Origin of the sequence: Dyadobacter endophyticus (assembly GCF_014641595.1) — a bacterium.
Classification (GTDB): Bacteria; Bacteroidota; Bacteroidia; order Cytophagales; family Spirosomataceae; genus Dyadobacter; species Dyadobacter endophyticus.
In genome coordinates, this window is sequence record NZ_BMIA01000004.1 from 211405 (window position 1) to 230803 (window position 19399).

Annotated in this window: 17 protein-coding genes; 6 read left to right on the forward strand and 11 right to left on the reverse strand. The window is 51.3% G+C overall.

The features are described 5' to 3' along the window. Positions 1-722: 722 nt before the first annotated feature. Positions 723-1403 carry a ribose-5-phosphate isomerase RpiA gene (rpiA, locus tag IEY24_RS25465; protein ID WP_188937702.1) on the forward strand — a complete coding sequence of 227 codons (681 nt, stop codon included), beginning with the start codon at positions 723-725 and terminating at the stop codon, positions 1401-1403. Between the two features lie 110 nt (positions 1404-1513). On the opposite strand, the gene IEY24_RS25470 is transcribed toward rpiA, so the two are convergent. The 7 genes from IEY24_RS25470 to IEY24_RS25500 all read right to left on the reverse strand — a co-directional run bounded on the left by IEY24_RS25470 (position 1514) and on the right by IEY24_RS25500 (position 11778). Beyond that, the gene (locus IEY24_RS25470) at positions 1514-2935 is read right to left on the reverse strand and encodes an efflux transporter outer membrane subunit (protein ID WP_188937705.1); all 1422 of its coding nucleotides are present in this window, start codon (positions 2933-2935) and stop codon (positions 1514-1516) included. 20 nt (positions 2936-2955) lie between these two features. Next, positions 2956-6114, reverse strand: coding sequence for an efflux RND transporter permease subunit (locus IEY24_RS25475; RefSeq protein WP_188937707.1), 3159 nt, complete (start codon positions 6112-6114; stop codon positions 2956-2958). A gap of 136 nt (positions 6115-6250) precedes the next feature. Beyond that, positions 6251-7432 carry an efflux RND transporter periplasmic adaptor subunit gene (locus IEY24_RS25480; protein ID WP_188937710.1) on the reverse strand — a complete coding sequence of 394 codons (1182 nt, stop codon included), beginning with the start codon at positions 7430-7432 and terminating at the stop codon, positions 6251-6253. 91 nt (positions 7433-7523) lie between these two features. Then, positions 7524-8123, reverse strand: a complete 600-nt coding sequence (locus tag IEY24_RS25485; protein WP_188937712.1) for a TetR/AcrR family transcriptional regulator — start codon at positions 8121-8123, stop codon at positions 7524-7526. A gap of 153 nt (positions 8124-8276) precedes the next feature. Continuing rightward, on the reverse strand, positions 8277-9899 hold the full coding sequence (locus IEY24_RS25490) for a L,D-transpeptidase family protein (RefSeq protein WP_188937715.1): 1623 nt from the start codon (positions 9897-9899) through the stop codon (positions 8277-8279). Positions 9900-10096: 197 nt separating this feature from the next. Beyond that, positions 10097-11119, reverse strand: coding sequence for a helix-turn-helix transcriptional regulator (locus IEY24_RS25495; protein WP_188937718.1), 1023 nt, complete (start codon positions 11117-11119; stop codon positions 10097-10099). A 110-nt stretch (positions 11120-11229) separates the two neighbouring features. Continuing rightward, the gene (locus tag IEY24_RS25500; protein WP_188937720.1) at positions 11230-11778 is read right to left on the reverse strand and encodes a DUF4136 domain-containing protein; all 549 of its coding nucleotides are present in this window, start codon (positions 11776-11778) and stop codon (positions 11230-11232) included. A 233-nt stretch (positions 11779-12011) separates the two neighbouring features. Here IEY24_RS25500 and IEY24_RS25505 point away from each other — a divergent pair, with 233 nt between their 5' ends. The 5 genes from IEY24_RS25505 to IEY24_RS25525 all read left to right on the forward strand — a co-directional run bounded on the left by IEY24_RS25505 (position 12012) and on the right by IEY24_RS25525 (position 16815). Then, complete coding sequence (locus tag IEY24_RS25505) at positions 12012-12176, forward strand: hypothetical protein (protein ID WP_188937722.1); 165 nt, start codon at positions 12012-12014, stop codon at positions 12174-12176. A gap of 117 nt (positions 12177-12293) precedes the next feature. After that, positions 12294-13607, forward strand: a complete 1314-nt coding sequence (locus IEY24_RS25510) for a Gfo/Idh/MocA family protein (protein ID WP_188937723.1) — start codon at positions 12294-12296, stop codon at positions 13605-13607. A 15-nt stretch (positions 13608-13622) separates the two neighbouring features. Next, entirely contained in the window at positions 13623-14738 is a 1116-nt protein-coding gene (locus IEY24_RS25515; protein ID WP_188937724.1) for a YncE family protein, read from the forward strand. A gap of 106 nt (positions 14739-14844) precedes the next feature. Next, on the forward strand, positions 14845-15762 hold the full coding sequence (locus IEY24_RS25520) for a cation diffusion facilitator family transporter (protein WP_188937729.1): 918 nt from the start codon (positions 14845-14847) through the stop codon (positions 15760-15762). Positions 15763-15828: 66 nt separating this feature from the next. Further along, positions 15829-16815, forward strand: a complete 987-nt coding sequence (locus IEY24_RS25525) for an NAD-dependent epimerase/dehydratase family protein (RefSeq protein WP_188937732.1) — start codon at positions 15829-15831, stop codon at positions 16813-16815. 38 nt (positions 16816-16853) lie between these two features. Here the strand turns inward: IEY24_RS25525 and IEY24_RS25530 are convergent, their stop codons facing one another. The 4 genes from IEY24_RS25530 to IEY24_RS25545 are packed head-to-tail and all read right to left on the reverse strand — an operon-like array spanning position 16854 to position 19371. Next, on the reverse strand, positions 16854-17246 hold the full coding sequence (locus IEY24_RS25530) for a VOC family protein (RefSeq protein ID WP_188937734.1): 393 nt from the start codon (positions 17244-17246) through the stop codon (positions 16854-16856). Positions 17247-17257: 11 nt separating this feature from the next. Continuing rightward, entirely contained in the window at positions 17258-17698 is a 441-nt protein-coding gene (locus tag IEY24_RS25535) for a VOC family protein (RefSeq protein WP_188937736.1), read from the reverse strand. Beyond that, positions 17661-17867: a hypothetical protein gene (locus IEY24_RS25540; RefSeq protein WP_188937739.1), complete on the reverse strand. Its 207-nt coding sequence runs from the start codon at positions 17865-17867 to the stop codon at positions 17661-17663. The genes IEY24_RS25535 and IEY24_RS25540 overlap by 38 nt, the downstream gene beginning before the upstream one ends. Position 17868: 1 nt before the next feature. Continuing rightward, the gene (locus IEY24_RS25545; RefSeq protein ID WP_188937741.1) at positions 17869-19371 is read right to left on the reverse strand and encodes an arylsulfatase; all 1503 of its coding nucleotides are present in this window, start codon (positions 19369-19371) and stop codon (positions 17869-17871) included. Positions 19372-19399: the final 28 nt, after the last annotated feature.

Consider the following 19399-nt stretch of genomic DNA (forward strand, 5'->3'; position numbering starts at 1 on the left):
GAGTTTCACAGGAAGGCTGGAACGGAGGGGGTGAATGTCTTTCATTTGGATTCACCAAGCTCATCTTATACACTGACGAGGGGAGATGTTGCGCTGCCAGTAGATAGCTTTCGACTATTACCGAAACATCAATACATAATTACCAATCACACATACGGTGATGCGGCTGATTCAGAAATAGCAGTTAGCACCGACGAGACTGGGAAGATCCGTCGCGCAAAGCCGGAGATTTGCAAATGAAGATAGTGTGGGAACGGAAGCAACCTAAACAGCAATGTATGGCACTAATAGCGATGGATTGGTATAATTTCTCGATGGGTTTTCTACTTATTATCGGAGGTTTTTTAATGATAGCTGACAGGGTGACACGAAAGGATTTTCAAATGACGTTTGGAAATGGTCAATGGATATCGGCAGGGGTAATCCTGATTGTTGTCGGGTGTGCGATGGTGATCAAATGCGTTGGGCAGTAGAACAGTCACGGAATAAACACAATGGCCCATTATCTTAAAATTGTCGGAGGAATCATCTTGGTGACGATGGGTGTATATTGGCTGGTAAAAAAAATACAAGATGCCGATTACAAAGACACCCCAATAAGCACCCCCAAACTCGTTTTTTCGGCTATTCTTAGTATAGTGCTTGGTCTGATGCTAATTTGGGAGACACTCTCGGACTAAGTGGACAGGAAGTAGTTGGTTCTCAGTATTTACAATCACAAAATGAAAGATCTCAAATACGAAAAAACACTAGCCGCGAAAGATGCGGTCAAATACCTCTGCAATGGCCAGATCGTCGGCCTCGGCTCCGGGAGCTCCGCTTATATTGCCATTGCAGAAATCGGTGAACTGGTGAAAAATGGGCTGGATATCAAAGGCGTACCCACTTCCGAAAAGACCCGTGAACTGGCCGAGTCGTTGAATATTCCTTTACTGAAAATCGAAGACGTGGATTCGATCGATATTACGATAGATGGCGCCGATGAGTTTACTGCCGATTTGCAGCTTATCAAAGGCGGCGGCAGCTTTCTGTTAAAGGAGAAGGTGGTCGCATCACTCTCGAAGCAGGAAATCATTATCACGGATTCTACAAAAAAAGTTGAGTTCCTGGGCAAGTTTACAGTGCCGATAGAGGTGATTCCTTACGCGCAGAACTATGTTTTAGCCCAGATTACGAAACTCAATGGATCAGGCAAAATCCGGCTGGTGGATGGCAAACCATTGATTACCGAGCAGGGGAATGTGCTGATTGATGGGGACTTTGGGTTGATTCAGGACCCCGCTCTGCTGGCCGATCAGCTAACCCGCATTGTCGGTGTGGTGGAGCATGGATTGTTCATTGATATTGCCACGACCGTGATTATGGGTGTGGACGACACTACCGAGACATTCACAAAGCCCTGAACAACATTTGGTATACAATACAAAAGCCGTCGGATCGAGTCTGACGGCTTTTTGTGCTTACTACACTTAACAAAGACGCTAACTATAGTGTATGTAGGTCTGAGTGGAATCTATTTCCAGCCACCACCGAGGCTGCGGTAGAGGTCTACGCGCGCTACGAGCGACTGGCTGCGGATGAATGCGAGATTGAGCTCGGCCTGCAATGCACTGCTCTGGGCAGTGATCACTTCCAGGTAGTTGGCCATATCGCTCTGGTAGAGCAGCTGCGCATTGGAAATGGCTTGTGTCAGGATATTTACCTGGTTGCTGGCGATGGCTTCCTGTTCTTTCAGTTTTTTTGTTTGAACCAGCGAGTTGGAAACTTCACCCACCGCGTTCAAAACGGATTGCCGGAATTCCAGTACCGATTGCTCACGCTCGATTTTGGCGACTTCCAGGTTGGTTTTCAATTGTCTTCTGGCAAAAATCGGCCGGGCAATGGTACCGGCCGCAATACCGAACAACGAACCCGGGATGTTGAACCAGTTGCTCGATTTGAACGATTCGATACCTCCGCTGGCTGAAATGACAAGCGACGGGTACATGCTCGCCTGCGCTATGCCCAGCTGCGCGTTCGCGATGAGCACCGACATTTCAGCGGCGCGCACGTCGGGCCGACGGCTCACGAGCGCTGCCGGTACACCGGTAGCGAGGCTGTCATTCGCTTTGAAATCGGCCAGTTTTACTTTCCGGTCAATCGCATTCGGCATTTGGCCGGTCAGTACCTGCAATGCGTTTTCCTGAATGGTAATGTCCTGTTCGAGCTGCGGAATGAGCAATGCGATGGCCTCGCGTTGCGCTTCCGATTGCTGTACGGAGAGCGACGTTACTTCGCCGGCGTCTTTCAGCAGGTTAGTGAGCTTCAATGTGTTATTGCTCAGTTCGAGGTTGTGTTTGGCCACTTCGAGCTGCTTATCCAGCATGAGCAGGTTGAAAAACCCTTTCGCAATATCGGCTACGAGCCGCGTTTGTACGGCTTTGGTAGCTTCATAAGTCTGCAGGTACTGACCCATGGTCGCCTGTTGCTGACGGCGGATCTTGCCCCAGATATCGGCTTCCCACGACAAATCCACCGAGGCAATGTAGTTCTCGATATGGCTCGATTTCAGGAAGCTGCTGGCGCTGAGCCCGTTCAAACTATTGTTCGAAGGGTTGTTGTACGTGCCCGCAACGCGCAGGTCGAGGCGTGGGAGTTGCAGCAATCGGGCTTGCTTCACCTGTTGTTGCGCGATGTCGATGCGTTTCAGCGCGATTTGCAGGTCATAATTGTAAGCAATGCCGCGCTCGATGAGCCGTTGCAGCGTGGTATCGGGAAAGAACTGCTTCCAACCCATATCCGCGATGGTAGCGGTATCGCCATAAGGCACATTGCGGTATTCCGTAGGCAGTGCCAGTTCCGGACGCTGGTAGTCCTTGCTCACCTTGCAAGAGGCGAGCAGGGTTACCAGCAGGATCAGAACGGGTATTTGCGTTAATCTAAATATATTTTTCATGATGTTATTCTAATAATGGACTAGATCGCTTCTGCCTCGGCCAGTTTCGGCTGAACCGGTTTTTTGACGACTTTTTCCTGCAAATACTGGAAGATCACGTACAGAACCGGGATCACGAATACCCCCAGGATTACGCCCGTAAGCATACCGCCTACCGCACCGGTACCGATCGAACGGTTACCTAGCGCTGAACCACCGGTTGCGCGCATCAGTGGTAACAGACCGACGATGAATGCGAAGGAGGTCATCAGGATCGGGCGCAGACGGAGCCGTGAAGCTTCTAATGCCGATTCTACGATGCTCATACCCGCATTGCGGCGCTGTACGGCGTACTCGATGATCAGGATCGCATTCTTCGCGAGCAACCCGATGAGCATGATCAGTCCAACCTGTACATATATATTGTTCTCGATGCCCATCCAGTTGATGAACAGCATTGAACCGAATACCCCAAGCGGAATCGTCAGGATCACCGCGAATGGCAGGATGTAGCTTTCATACTGTGCCGCGAGCAGGAAGTATACAAACACGAGGCTGAGTACGAAGATCAGGATGATCTGCGAGCCGGAGTTGATTTCTTCACGCGTCATACCCGTCCATTCGGTTTTGTAGTTGTTCGGCAAAACCTTCTCAGCGGTTTCCTGCACGGCGCGGATCGCGTCACCCGTACTGTAACCCGGTTTCGGCGTTCCGTTGATCATAACAGCATTGTAAAGGTTGTTACGGGTCACGGTTTCAGGTCCGAACACGCGTTTCAGCTTCACCAGCTGGTTGGCCGGCACCATTTCGCCTTCGGTGTTTTTAACATAAATACCATCCAGCGACGACGGGTCTTTACGGTACAGCGGATCGGCCTGCGCCATTACGCGGTAGTACTTTCCAAACCGGTTGAAATCCGACACGAAACTTGAACCAAAGTAGATTTGCAGCGTTTGCAGCAAGTCGTTTACAGGCACATTCAATTGTTTCGCTTTCGCATTATCCACTTCCAGCATAAACTGGGGATTACCCGTAGCAAACGTTGTGAATGCATAAGCGATTTCAGGACGTTGCATCAATGCGCCGAGGAATGCGTTGGTGGTCGTGCCGAGTTTCTCCAAAGAACCGTTACCACGGTCTTGCAACATAAACTCGAAACCACTGACGTTACCGAAACCATCCACGGTAGGGAAGGTGAAGAAGAACGCGTTCGCGTCGTTCACCGCCCGCACCTGCTGCGACATCATACCCACGATCTGGTTGAAATCCTGTACTTCTCCGCGTTCTTCCTTCGGTTTCATGCGGATGAAGCCCACACCGTAAGGCGATGCATTGGAGTTGGAAATGATGTTCATACCCTCCACAATGTAGCGCTGGTCGGCGATAGGGGACTTTTTCACAATGCTATCCACCTGTGCCATGGCCTTCGCAGTACGGTCCAGCGAGCTGCCCGGAGGTGTGTTGAGCGCGTACAGGAGGAAGCCCTGGTCTTCCGTCGGGATGAAGCCGGTTGGTGTTGTTTTAGTCAGCCAAAGAGTTGTGCCTGAGATCACCAGCAATCCGATGATGGTCACCCATTTGCGGCGGATCAGGAATTGGAGACTTTTCACATAGCGGCCGGTCATCGACTCAAACCCTGCATTGAATGCAGCAAAGAAGCGTGCGCCGAAACCTTTGCGTTTCCCGTCGTGGCCTTCTTCTGCATGTGGGTTTTTCAAAAACAATGCGCAAAGTGCGGGACTGAGCGTCAATGCATTCAATGCGGAAATCAAAATGGCTATGGCTAATGTAAATGCAAACTGTCGGTAGAATACACCGGCCGGGCCTTCCATGAATCCGACGGGCACGAATACCGCCGCCATCACGAGGGTGATCGAAATGATCGCACCGGAGATCTCGTTCATGGATTCAATCGTAGCGCTCTTGGCAGCCAGGTTCGTTCGTTCCATCTTCGAGTGCACCGCCTCGACGACCACAATGGCATCATCCACCACAATACCGATCGCGAGTACCAATGCGAAGAGCGTCAGGAAGTTGATGGTGAAGCCGAAAAGCTGCATGAAGAAGAATGTACCGATAATCGCCACAGGCACGGCGATAGCCGGAATGAGCGTCGAACGGAAATCCTGCAAGAATATGAACACAACGATAAACACGAGGATGAAGGCCTCGAAGAGCGTTGAACGTACCTGGCTGATCGACTCGTCGAGAAAGTCCTTCGAGTTGTACATAATGGTCGTTTTCAGACCTTTCGGCAATGTTTTGGAAAATTCTTCTATCAGTTTTTCCGACTGGATCAGAATGTCGTTCGCGTTGGTACCGGCGGTTTGGAACACAGCCACACCCGACGATGCATTGCCATTCAGTTTACCATTGGAAGAGTAAGTGTAGGAACCGAACTCCACCCGCGCCACATCTTTGAGGCGGATCACCGAGCCATCGCTATTGGCTTTGATGATAATATCCTCATATTCTTTGTTTTGCGTGAGTTTCCCTTTGTATTTCAAAACATATTCAAAAACCTCTTTACTGGCTTCTCCGAGGCGTCCCGGAGCGGCTTCAAGGCTTTGCTCGCGAATAGCGCCGGTTACTTCCTGAGGCGAAAGTCCGTAGGCTGCGAGGCGGTCCGGTTTGAGCCAGATACGCATTGAATAATCGCGCGTACCGAATGGCTGGGCCTGACCGACCCCCGGTATACGTTGCAACTGAGGTACGAGGTTAATCTTAATGTAGTTCAAAAGGAACGTCTCGTCGTAAGTACTGTCTTCGCTCGAAAGCGCCACGAACATGATGATCGAGTTCTGTTGCTTTTGCGTGGAAATACCGGCTTGTACAACCTCTTGCGGAATCTGGCTTACCGCTTTGGAAACGCGGTTCTGCACGTTTACGGCAGCGATATCGGGGTCGGTACCCTGTTTGAAGTACACGTTCAGGGCCATGGTACCGTCGTTGTTCGACGACGACGTCATGTAGGTCATGTTCTCAACCCCGTTAACGGCTTCTTCGATGGGTGTCGCCACTGCGCGGGCAACTACTTCTGCGTTCGCTCCGGGATACACGGCGGTTACCTGAACCGTCGGCGGCGCGATGTCGGGGAATTTCGTTATCGGCAGCGTGGTGAGCGATATGATCCCCAGGAGCAATATCAGGATGGATATTACCGTCGAAAGGACGGGCCTTTCTATAAATTTCTGAAACATATTGTTTGAATTTGTCCCCGTTCACGGGGCTCATGATCGAGTGTTTTGGCAAAGCGGGAGCGGTCCATCGCATTGGTTAATGCGATGGTGCCCTGCTAATTGGTGTGGAATTCGTAAACCTTTTACACCCGGCTGCTCAGATCGGATTGGCGTGCAGCAGACTGTCCATCGACATTTTCTGCGGCGCAATGGCCATTCCGTCACGCAACCTGTCGAGTCCGGCGTATACGATCTTTTCTCCTGGCTTCAACCCTTTGGAAATCAGGTAATAACGTCCGCTGCGATCGGCGACTGTCACAGGACGGCCTTCCACTTTGTTGCTATCGAGCACGGTGTAGACAAACACCTTGTCCTGCAATTCGAATGTGGCTTCCTGCGGGATCAGTACCGATTTCGCAAGCAGGCGTGGGATGCGGATCCTGCCCGTGTTACCGGAGCGCAGCAATCCGTTTCCGTTCGGGAACGTTGCGCGGAAGTTGATCGCACCCATGGTTTTGTCAAACTGTCCTTCAACGACTTGCACCTTTCCTTTTTGTGGGAAAATGCTGTTGTCGGCCAGTACGAGTTCAACCGGCGGGATGTTTTTGATCTTCTGTTCGATGGTATTACCTTCAAATTCCTGCTTGAAATCGAGGAAATCGAGCTCGCTCATCGAGAAGTACACGTGGATGTCTTTCGTTTCGGATAGAACGGTCAATGCTTCTACGGTGTTCTTGCCTACGAGGCTACCGGTTTTGAACGGAATAATACCGATATAACCATCAGCCGGAGCCGTTACCGAAGTGTAACCTACGTTGATCTTCGCTGCGTCCACGGCTGCCTGCGCCTGGGCTACATTAGCTTTGGCTGCATCGTACGCCGCTTTCGCACTTTTTAGCTGAACGTCGGATACTACCTTGTTGGCTACCAGCGGAGTAAGCTTCTCCACATTGATCGAGGCACTTTCCAGTGACGCCTTCGCGGATTGGAGACTCGCTTTTGCCGTATTGAGCTGCTCGGCATATGGGCGGGCGTCGATATGGAACAGCACCTGGCCCTTGCGTACGTATGCGCCTTCGTCTACGGAAATACGATCGAGGTAGCCATCCACCTGCGGGCGGATCTCGATATCGCGGCTACCCTGGATGGACGCGGTGAATTCACGGTGCGCGGTCACTTCGTGATCGCTAACAGTGATAACCGGCAATGCCTGCGCAGGCGGTGCCGAGGCGGGTGCGTTGGCGGTGGATGAACCACAGCTATATATGGCTGCGGAGCCCGCGGCTAGTAGCAGAAATGCGGCTAGCCCTTTTGCTGTTTTTAGTTGAACGGTTTTCATGGATGTGGACATTTTTGCGGTGATAATCAGTTGTTTGTGAATAGGTAGTGAAGTTATTATTACTAACGGTGTTAACCCAAAAGAAAAAAAATTACAGGTTTTTAATGAAAGCGTTCACTGAGTCGTCCATAACTTTTTTGTTCATTTGAGAGTCGTCGATATCCGAGCAGCGCATCATTACGATTGAAATCAGACCGTGGAGTACTGACCAGAACGCATGAATTTTAAAGCAAGTTTCCTCATCTGAAGATTTTTTATCGGTAACGATTCCTTCGATCGCTTCGCCTATGTGGTCGCGGAAGCTGTTGAACTCTGGTTTTGCCTTGCCCGGGCTTGAACAGGGCATTCCCAAACCGTACATGAGCTGATAGTATTCGGGATTTTTAAAAGCAAAGTTCCAATAAGTCTCGGCGTGGGCCCTTAGCCGTTCTTCCGGATCCGCGTATTTGCGCTTGTCCTTTTCCAACAATCTATCGAGTAACCGGAAACCGTCCATAGAAAGTTCAAAGAGGATCGCTTCTTTATTTTCGAAGTGATCGTAGATCACCGGTACGCTGTATTCGATGGCATCGGCTATCTTTCTGATTGACAGGGATTGCCAGCCTTCTTCTTTGACCAATTGCAAGGCTACCGCCAGAATATTGGTCCGCATATTTTCTTTTTGCCGAATTTTTCGTTCGAGGATTCCCATGGTAATACAAGATTTACCTAACGATGTTAGCAAAGGTAAGGCGGCTTTTTCACAATATCAATCCGCAACCGGTAACATCCGGGTAACCTCTGCAAAACTGTCCGAACTAAAATCGTGCCCGGCATGGAGTGCCCGGAATGCATCTCCGGTATATCAGCGGACGACCGCCTGCGCCAAGGGCATTTCGGTGTTGCCAAACAGCCGCTCCTCCATCTTGCGGTCGTGCCCGTAAACATCCTTGCGGAACTGCAAATTGCCGTGCTGATCTACCCATGACGTGAAATAGCCGATAAAAACAGGCACTTCATTCTTGCCGCGCAGGCGCACATATTTTTCTTTACCTGCGTGCATCGCGGCGGTAATTTTCTCGCTGGTCCACGTGCTATCCCGGCGCAGGAGCCATTCCGCCAGCTTTTTAGGTTCTGAAAGGCGAATGCACCCGTGGCTGAACGCCCGCTGGCTTTCCTTGAATAAGCTTTTGCTGGGTGTATCGTGGAAATAAATGCTGTAACTGTTTGGAAAGAGGAATTTGACCAAACCCAGCGAGTTGGACTTGCCCGGTTTTTGCCGCACCGATCCGCCATTCCACTCCATATTGTGCCGCGCCAGATAGTTAGGGTTCTTCTTAATTCCCGGTAAAACTTCCTTTTTAAGAATGCTGGCAGGCACGTTCCAGTAGGGGCTAAATACGATCTGATTTAAAGTACCTGAAAAAATGACAGTACTATTGGCTTCCGAACCCACTACAACCACCATATCGAATGACAATTTGCCATCTTCGTAAGCATGTAAAGTGAATTCGGGGATGTTCACGAGAATGTAGTCGGTAGGAGGGGCGGCCGGCATCCAGCGAATACGCTCCATATTGATAAGGATCTGGCGGATTCGGCTGGCAACGGGTACATTCAGCTCTTTAAAAAACGCGGGGCCTGTAACGCCTGTTTGTTTTTGTCCGACACGTTGCTGAAAATGCTTAACGGCGTTAGTAAGCGTGGTGTCGAACACAGGCGTGCTGTCCGGCTCGGGCATATCGCCCAGCAAATGCAGCCGGGATTTCAAAGCCACGAGCAGGGTGTCGTGGTCGCCCTCCCGGAATTTTCTGGCGGTGCCGACGGTGTCCGGCTCGCCGTTTTTAGTTAATGTATAATATTCCAGGACTTTCTGTTTCAGCAAATTATAATGCCGGTTGACCGGCTCGTAAGCGGTAACGTTCCGGCCCTTGTTTTTCAGAAGCGAATCCAGAAAAACCTCCGGGTTGAGTTTTCGGCGGGGAATGAACCAGTTGAGTTCCTGCGTGTTGATCTTGTGGTCGCCGGAATAGGCGAGGTCGGTATAGCGGAAAAACTGTTCCGTCAACGCCAGCTCCGCATCGACCACCAGTGCATTGTCCGGGCTGATCTTTTTCAACTGTGACAGGGAGTCGATTGCCTCGTCGAGCGACGGGTTGTACAGCGTGCTGTCGCCCGAGTAATGGATGTAATCGTTCCGCAAACTTTGGAAAGTGGGGACAAACTCGGCCACGCCATCGGGGAAAAACCAGGCATACTGGTAATTCCGGTGGTTGTAAAAGCTGCGGAGTTTAGCACTCAGGCTATCGTCAAGCGAATGTGCGGTAATGTAGGAGCTAAGGGCCGTCGTATCGATAAAAAGCTCTGTAAAAGAGTTTTCGACCGTGATGGTGGTATCGCGGACGGCGATCTCTGTTTTCTTTTCGGATGTCTGGCGGCAGGCGGCAATAACCAGCGCCAGGGCAATGAACAATGCGATTTTCTTCATATTTGTACAAGGTCGCGAATCGCACCAATATAGCGCGTTTGCCGATAGAAATCCCATTCGCACCGCAGGATTATAAAATTTGGTGGCCTTATCCACGCCGTTTAGTTTCGTGGCAGAGGTTTGGTTTTTTGTTGTTGATTTCGACCCGGATGCTAAGTTGCTGAGCTTGCTCCGGGTTTTTTATATTATCAAAAACCTTAATGCGGGTTGAATGCGGGCGTCAACGACGCCACACTTCCCGGAGTCACGGCAAAAGCATCTTTAAATGCCTTGTTGAATTTGCTCAGGTTGTTGTAGCCCAGCAGGTAACCCACTTCCGACACGTTCATCCTTTCAGTCAACAGCAACTCTCTCGCCTTATGCATCCGTACATTCTTGTAAAACTGATAGTAGGTGTGGCCGAATAGTTGTTTGAAGAGGTTTTTGAACTTCGTAGGCGACATCAGCGCGCGTTGCGCCGACACATGCAGGGGCGGGCACGGGAGCTGATAACCTTCGAGGAGCGCCCGGCGGATTTCGTTCATTTTCAGTATGTCCGAAGGGTGTACAGCTGCCGCCTGGGATTTCCGCGACCTCCGTTCCTCCACCTTTTGCAGTACATGATAGCAGAGTTCCAGGCACCGCGAATGAATGAGCAGGTTATTGCCGCGTCCGTCGTGCATTTGCTTGTCCATCTCTTTCAGGAGGTTCAGCGAATAGGTATCGAGGCATTCGACGTGGTAAACCGGCCTGTTGGGGTCTACAAACGATAAGAGCAGCGGCTGTTGTGCCTCGGGTTGGCGGGAAATGAAATTATGGATCCTTTCGTAAGTTAATATAATGAAAATGAGGTGGTACTGCACACCGGGTTCGAAAGTGTAGGAAGCCGTGAGCTGGGGCGAGCTGAAATACAGCCCGTTTTCCGTTCCATAACCCAGGTTGAACTGCTGTTCGCCGGTGCGGGTTTCGAGGTACTGCTCGCTAAGGTTTGAAACGAGTACATAATAACCCGGGTCGTGCGTGATTTTCCGCTTGAATACCACCGGCTTGTGAAATCGTGCAGTTACCCGCCTCACCCGCAGGCCCTGGTCGATATTCACCCGGTAAAAGTCCCCTTTGCCAATCTCGTTGTCGAACGTGAGCGAGTTTTCATCGAAAATAGCATCGAGTTGCGGGCCGACCTGGGCAAACCATTGATCGTCATTCTTATAGGTGATCGTAAGCGGTTTTGAGGCAGGCATGGCAAATGTATATCCGGGAAAACAAGGCTAACCGACGTATAAATATATACAAAAGCAAATAGCCCGGAACACCTATCCGGTGTCCGGGCCTCAATTACCTGGTAAATGCCTTATTGCAGCTTCCCCATCAGCTCGTTGATAGCCGCCGTGAGGCCGGCTTCGGCTTTGGCGGTATTGTCGGGTAAGATGCCCTTTACACCGCTGCGCCACACGAGCTTGTCGTTTTTAGTGTCGATGACGTCGAGGATCAGCGTGCCCTCCTGGTATTTTCCTACCTCGATCTCCTCACTCTTCCAGGAGTAGCGGCGCTGGCCCATGTATCTTGGCAAACCGTCGGTCCGGAAGTCGGTGGCACGGGTCTGCGTTTTTTCCTGCAATTGTACCGACAGGTTGACCATCAGTTCCGGATTATCACTTTTAATCAAACCCTTCCCAGCCATATTTCCCGCGATCATTTTGGTAGCCAACTGCTTACTCTCTGCAAACCGCGGCGCGAGCGTGTCCGCTCCTTCGGGGAAAGTATATTGAAGGTCGAAAGTCTGGTAGTTGCGGACTGAGAAACCGGTTTCTTTCGAAGTTTTCAGATGTTTATAGCCAGTACTGCATGAAGCAACCCATAGCGACATGGCAACTACTGCCCATTTGATGTTCGTTTTCATGTTTTCGATGTTTCGTGACAGGTGATGTGAAGTTGCGCTCCACTGTTTTGATGATGCAAAATTAGTTTCCCCGGTTGGAAGCAGGTTAGCCCGGAAAGGCAGTGGAATATCCCGAAAGGACATTTCGTACAATCAGGATTAGATTTTTATTATAATCCTATTACCCCATTACACAAACGCAGGATTCGCATTTACTTTGCCGTCATATTCTGATACACCAATTCAACGAACTCATGACGCTCCTCAGTTTTGCACTTCGGATCAAGGAAGTCAGGGATTTGCAAAATTCCTATGCTGCCACGCGTGATATCGATGTCCTGGCTCGCCTGAAAGATATGGAAAAAGAGCTGGACCGGTTGATTCACAACATTATAACAACTCCGCGTAACCCCTTCTAATGCCCTTGCCGGCGGCGTGAAACCATAACGCTTGACGTCGCCGGCGTTCCTTACCCGCATCATGGGTAATATAGGGCCATTGGTCACTTTTAGAAAGCAACCAACCTGATCCGACCCATGACCCATTCACGACGCGACTTTCTCGGTACCGCTTCGGCACTAGCCGCCGGCGCCGGCCTCTCAGCCATTGTACCTTCTTCCGTTTCCGCATTCGCACCGGTTTCTGCTGCCGATAAAATCCGCATCGGGGCCATCGGGGTCAACGGAATGGGCTGGGCCGATCTGAATGCTATCCTCAAAAATCCGGGCACGGAATGTGTGGCGCTTTGCGACGTCGATAAAAATGTGCTGGACAAGCGCGCTGCCGAATTGGCCAAAGGCGGCGCGAAGGTCAAAACTTATGGCGATTACCGGCAGTTGCTGGGCGACAAGGATGTCGATGCCGTGGTGATCGGCTCGCCGGATCACTGGCATTGCCTGATGATGGTCGAGGCTTGCCAGGCTGGGAAGGATATTTATGTTGAAAAGCCGATCGGGAATTCCATTGCCGAATGCCGCGCGATGGTGGCTGCCCAGCAGCGGTACAACCGCGTGGTGCAGGTGGGACAATGGCAGCGGAGCCAGAAGCACTTCCGCGATGCCATCGATTTTGTGCATTCCGGCAAGCTTGGGAAAATCAGGCTGGTGAAAGTGTGGGGGTATTTTGCGTGGGTCAACCCGATCAGCAAACTGCCGGACGGTAACCCGCCAGCCGGTGTGGATTACAAAATGTGGCTCGGACCGGCACAGAACAGGCCGTTCAACCCCAATCGCTTCCATTTCAATTTCAGATGGTTCTGGGATTATGCGGGTGGGCTCATGACCGATTGGGGCGTGCATTTGCTCGATTATGCATTATTAGGCATGAAATCAGCTACCCCTAACAGCATTATGGCAGCCGGAGGTAAATTTGCCAACCAGGATTCCGGCGCGGAAACCCCCGATACGCTTACGACCGTCTTCGAATTCGACGAATTCAATATTCAGTGGGAACATGCCATGGGCATCGACGGCGGTCCGTACGCACGCGGGCACGGCATCGCTTTTATCGGCAACAATGGTACCCTGGTACTGAACCGCGACGGCTGGGAGGTAATCCCCGAAGCCAAGCGAATGGAACCCGTATCATTCCAGAAATCGGTGGATAATGGCCTCGACCTGCATGCGAAGAATTTCATTGAAGTAATCAAATCGAGACAAATGACCGATCTAAATGCGCCTATTCAGGTGGGTTCGGACATTGCCGTGTTCTCGCAAATGGGCAACATTGCCTACCGTACGGGCAAGAAGATTTATTGGGATAAGGAAAAAGGGAAGTTTACGGATGACGAAGCCAATAAGCTGATCGCCAAAGAATATCATAATGGCTACAAGCTGCCTTCTGCTTCCTAAACTTTATAATTGAATATGAAAAGGATCTGTCTCTGGTTGATTTTTCTCCAAATAGCTTTCATCCACGCGGGTATTGCGCAGCAAGCGCGCAAAACCGCAGGCGCTAAGCGGTACCTGTACGTAGCCACGCCCGGTATCAGGGATTACCTGGGTTACGGGGGGCACGGGTTGTTGGTTTTTGATATGGATAACAGTCACCGGTTCGTGAAAAGAATCACTACTCGCGGGCTGCATCCCAACGGAAAGCCTTCCAACGTTAAAGGAGTAGCCGTTAGCCTTCCGCTGAACAGCATTTATGTCAGCACGCTCGAAGGGCTTCAACGCATCGATCTCACGACGGAAAAGGTAGTTTGGGAAAAAGCTTTCGAAGGCGGATGCGACCGGATGGCGATCTCGCCCGATGGCCGTACCATGTACCTGCCATCGCTGGAAAAAGGTTTCTGGAATGTGGTGAGTTGTGAAACGGGCGATATTATCAAGAAAATCAATGTGCACAAAAGGGCTCACAATACAATTTACGGTGCTTCGGGCAATGCCGTGTACATGGGCGATATCGCCAGTCCATGGCTGCACATTGCCGACCCCAAAACGCATGAGCTGACCCGGAAAGTAGGTCTGTTTGCCAACTACGTACGGCCGTTCACCGTTACGGCAGACGAATCGATGGCTTATATCACGGTCGATAGCCTACTGGGGTTTGAAGTGGGCGACATTCAAAAAAGCACGAAAATAGCGCACATCGAAGTAGAAGGATGGGAGCGCGGCCCCGTGCGGCGACATGGCAACCCGAGCCACGGCATAGGCCTCACGCCCGATGAAAAAGAAATATGGCTTTGCGACGGCCATAATATGCGCATGCACGTTTTCAGCGCAAAACCACCTTACCAGCAACTCACCACGATCCCCGTGCAGGACATGCCGGGCTGGGTTACATTCAGCCTGGATGGCCGGTATGCGTATCCGTCGAGCGGGGAGGTAATCGATGTGAAAACCCGCAAAGTCATTGGCATATTGACGGATGAATTTCACAATAATGTGGCCAGCGAGAAGATGGTGGAGATTCAGTTTGCAGGCGATAAACCTGTACGCGCAGGCGACCAGTTTGGTGTCGGACGTGCGGGGACGCCTTAGCAAGTATTCACAAATTGATAACACACTCCCCGGAACTTGCTTTCCTTCAAAGGTCTTTCTAACTTATTAAGGGTGATCGCGTGGTATCCTGCGTTTGCCCGGCTTTATGAATGAGAGACAAAAACGGCTCAGGGAGCGACGGCTGATCAAACTTTCGATCATTACCGGCTCGGCATTTACGATCTGGGCCATTGTCGTCGGTATTGCCGGCGATTCCAAATCCATTATTTTCGACGCCCTTTTTTCGATGGTGGGGATCAGCCTGTCGGGTGTGTCGCTGCTGGTGAACAACTTCGTCCGCAAGCCCGATGACGACGACCTTCCGTTCGGCCGGGCGCAATTCGAGCCGTTTTCGATGACGCTGCAGTCGGCGGTGATCATTTTCCTCTGCTTGTATTCGCTGGCGACTTCGGTCATGGATATTATCAGCGGCGGAAAGATCGTCGAGCTCGACATTGCGTTGCCTTACCTGATCGCCTCCATTATCGGCTGTTTTTTACTTTGGTTGTATTTCAGAAGAATGGCATTGCAAATCCGCTCGGAGTATGTGCGGATCGAAGCCACCGAATGGCAGCTCGATGCCTTGCTGAGTACGGGCGTACTGGTAGTGCTGTCGCTGGGGTATTTTCTCCGCGGAACGTCGCTGGCTTACCTTATCCCGTACCTCGATCCAGGAATGGTAATCATCATCTCCATGCTTTTCCTGCGCATTCCCGTCAGGACGTTTTGGAAAAACATCCGCGAACTCCTCCAATTCGCGCCCGACGACGAGGTGGAGGAGAAAATACATCAGGAAGCGGAAGCAATTTCGAAGCGGCACGGTTTCATCGACGAATATGTGCGTGTGATCAAAACCGGCAGCAGCTACACCATCGAAATCGATTTTTTGTTACCCGAAGAACTCGCGCATACGCAAGTGAAGCAACTCGACGCGATCAGGCAGGAACTGTACGACGGCATCCGGGGAGATTACAAGATGTGGCTTAACATTTCATTCACTACCGAGCGAAAATGGATGATTTGAACAGGATCAATCTTTTTTTCAAAACCGGACAGCCATACCTTTGCCGAAAATAATATTGAAACAGCCATGAGTATTTTAGTAACAGGAAGCGCAGGGCATTTGGGCGAGGCGCTCATGCGTACGCTCCGGGCCGAGGGGCGGCAAGCCATTGGCATCGACGTCAACCATTCACCTTACACCGACCTGGTAGGTGATATCGCAGACAGGGATTTTGTTAAAACAGCGATGCGCGGTATCCGTACCGTCATCCACACCGCTACTTTGCACAAGCCGCACGTGGCGACGCACAGCAAGCAGGATTTTGTGGATACCAACATCACCGGTACCCTCAATCTGCTCGAAGAAGCGGTGCTTCAAGGGGTTTCGGCCTTTCTTTTCACCAGTACCACCAGCACATTCGGTGCGGCGATGAACCCTGCGAAGGGCGAACCGGCCGCCTGGATTACCGAGGACGTGTCCCCGCAGCCCAAAAACATATATAGTGTTACCAAACTGGCCGCGGAAAGTCTCTGCGAGCTGTTCTACCGGAAAAGCGGCTTGCCGGTGCTGATCCTTCGGACCTCCCGCTTTTTCCCCGAAGACGACGACAATGCTGAAACCCGCCAGCTTTACGGAACGCCCAATGTGCAGGCACTGGAGCTGCTTTACCGCCGCGTCGACATTGCCGATGCTGTTGCCGCGCATTTAGCGGCTGTGGAGAAAGCCCCGGCGATCGGTTTCGGCAAATACATTATCTCGGCCACCACGCCATTTACGCCGGCCCACCTCGCGGAACTGCATACCGACGCCGCGGCGGTAATCCGCACACTCTATCCGGAAAGTGAAGGGTTGTTTGAGGCGGAAGGCTGGAAGTTGTTTCCGAAAATCGATCGCGTGTATGTGAACGAGCGCGCGCGGCGCGAGCTGGGCTGGTCGCCCGAATATGATTTTGCACGCGTGCTTCAAAGCCTGCGCGACGGTACCGATTTCAGGAGCGAACTGGCCCGGGAAGTGGGAAGCAAAGGTTACCACGAAGAAGCGTTTGAAGAAGGTCCCTTTCCCGTTGAGCCGTGATGGTGCGAAGCTCCTGCTTCGCGCCATTCATGCGCCATTTACTCCATCGCCGTGCAAATCTCCACGAGAAACCCATTCGGATCGCGTACATACGAGACGGTTTGGCCCCAAGGCTTGGTTTTAGGTTCTGAAACGCGCGTCGCTCCAACGGTTAGTGCTTTTTGAAACACCTCTTCCACGTTGTCGACTGTAAACCCGATTTCGAATGCGAACGGTTTTGCGGCTGGGTCGCTTTCGATGAAGCCGCCGGGGATGTTGGTTTTAGCAAGGGCTGTTTGTGCAAATGAAAGCGTGGTAGTTCCTGTGCTCAACTCGCCATAGTCATTGTCGGGAGAAATGAATTTTCGTTGAAAGCCGAATGCTTTTTCGTAAAATTCGATCGATGCTGCTACGTCCTTGACGTACAGGATTGTATATGCGAAATTTGCCATTTTTTTGGGTTTTAAAGATGATCGATTGGCTGATGGCCGAGCACATTGCCGGACCCGTCGACCCGGATGAACGGGTTATGTGAAATTTCCCAAATATTTCCTTCAATATCGGCAAACAGGAAGTAGCAACCGCCAAACGGAGGTTCAACAATTTCGTGCACGATTTTCACGCTTTTCCGGCACAATTCATCGTAAATGTTCTCCACTTCCGCACGGGAATTGACCATTAATGCCATGTTGAACGGCCGAAAACCGCTTCCTTCCGGATTCGCATGATGGAATTTCGCGAGATCATTCCGTCCATAAAGACCAAGCAGAATTCCGTTCAACTTAAAAAAAACAATATCCTTGTTGGCCGCTTCGATTTTCCAATCCAGTACATCGTTGTAGAAGTTGCGAAGCGTGGCAAGATCGTCAGCGGCCAGCATTATTACGCTCAGTCTCTGTTGCATGGTAGTTTTTGTTTGATGATGTTACAAAACTACCGATCGTCAATGCTATGCTCGAACTCGGCTGTTTGATCGGTGAACGCGTGCATGGACTCATACCGGTAATTACCTGCCAGTAAGCATCGATGTAGGGCGCCAATGCCAGATGCGGACGATATTCTGTGTAGGTCATATTATTTACCACTCGCCGCAATCACCGGCAGTACAAACTGCCAGGCCGCATTAGCGGGTTCCTGGTGTTCCTTTTTGACGATTCCATCCAGTTTTTTCACGATATCCGGGTGTTTGGCAGCTAGATCGGTGGTTTCGCCGCGGTCGGTTTTGAGGTTGAAGAGCTGCCACGGGTTGGCCGGATTTTTCCTTAAATCTGTTTTGACCCCTTTCCAATCTCCCATCCGGATGGCGATCTGGCCGCCTTTTTCGGGGTATTCAAAATAGAGGTAGGGATGCTTTTGCTGCCGGTTGGTTTGGCCTAAAAGTTCGGGTAAAAAGGAAATGCCATCCGTAGGAGGCGTTGCCTGGCCGGTGAGTTCGGCTAACGTGGCTAAAAGGTCGAACTGGGCGGAAATGTGGTCACTTACGCGGCTTGGCTTAATTTTCCCCGGCCAGCGGGCGATGAACGGTTCGCGGATACCTCCCTCGTAAACGTCCATTTTTAAGCCGCGCAAGCCGGCTACGCTGTTAAAGAATTGCGGGTTCACACCCCCGTTGAAAGTGGCGCCATTATCGCTGCTGAACATGACGATTGTATTTCCGTCCAAACCCGAGTCCCTGAGTTTGTCCAAAATAATACCAACCTGGTCGTCCAGAAAGGTGACCATGGCGGCGTAGGTGGAGAGCGGATATTTGGTGGAAGCGTAACCCTTTTCGCCGTAATAGGGCTTCTCATCGAACTGTCCGATATACTTTTTAACGTACTCGTCCGGCGCTTGCAGCGATACGTGGGGAATGGTGTAAGGCATATATAGGAAAAACGGGCCGTTCTTGCTCCGTTCTATAAATGCTAATGCCTTTTCGGTCATTTTGGACGGCGCGTATTCTTTGCCTTTGAACGAATCGAAGTCGGCGTCGGTGGCTGTGGCGGGGTCCAGCTTCCGGTGCACATCCTGCCAGGGTTGGGCGAGGGTATCCCAGCGGTCATTTTCCCATAAATGCGAAGGGTAGAGGTTATGGGCCTGTTTCTGGTCGAGGTAGCCATAGTAGTAATCGAAACCTTGTTTGGAGGGCGTGCCCTCGGTGTTGTTCATACCCATACCCCATTTGCCGGTAAGCGCAGTGGCGTAGCCTCTTTGTTTGAGTAGTTCGGCTACGGTGAATTCGTTTGCCGGAAGAGGCATTTGCCCGCGTTCCTCGTCGTCGCGGAACGTGCCGAGTTCGAAGTTGCCACGGATGGCCGAGTGGCCCGCATGTTTGCCCGTCATGAGCATCGCACGTGCGGGAGCGCACACGGGCGTACCTGTGTAATGTTGCGTGAAGCGGATACCCTCTTTGGCAAGGCGGTCGAGGTTGGGCGTTTTGATCTTTTGCTGCCCATAGCAGCCCAGTTCGCCGTAACCGAGGTCGTCGGCATAGATGTAGATGATGTTCGGGAGCCTGCCGGGCGACGGTTTGGCCTGCTGGGCCATGGCGAAGTGCGTAATTGCTAATGTCAGTAAAAAGAGGTTAAGGAGTCTCATTCAGATGCGGTTTGGATTTAGACGGCCG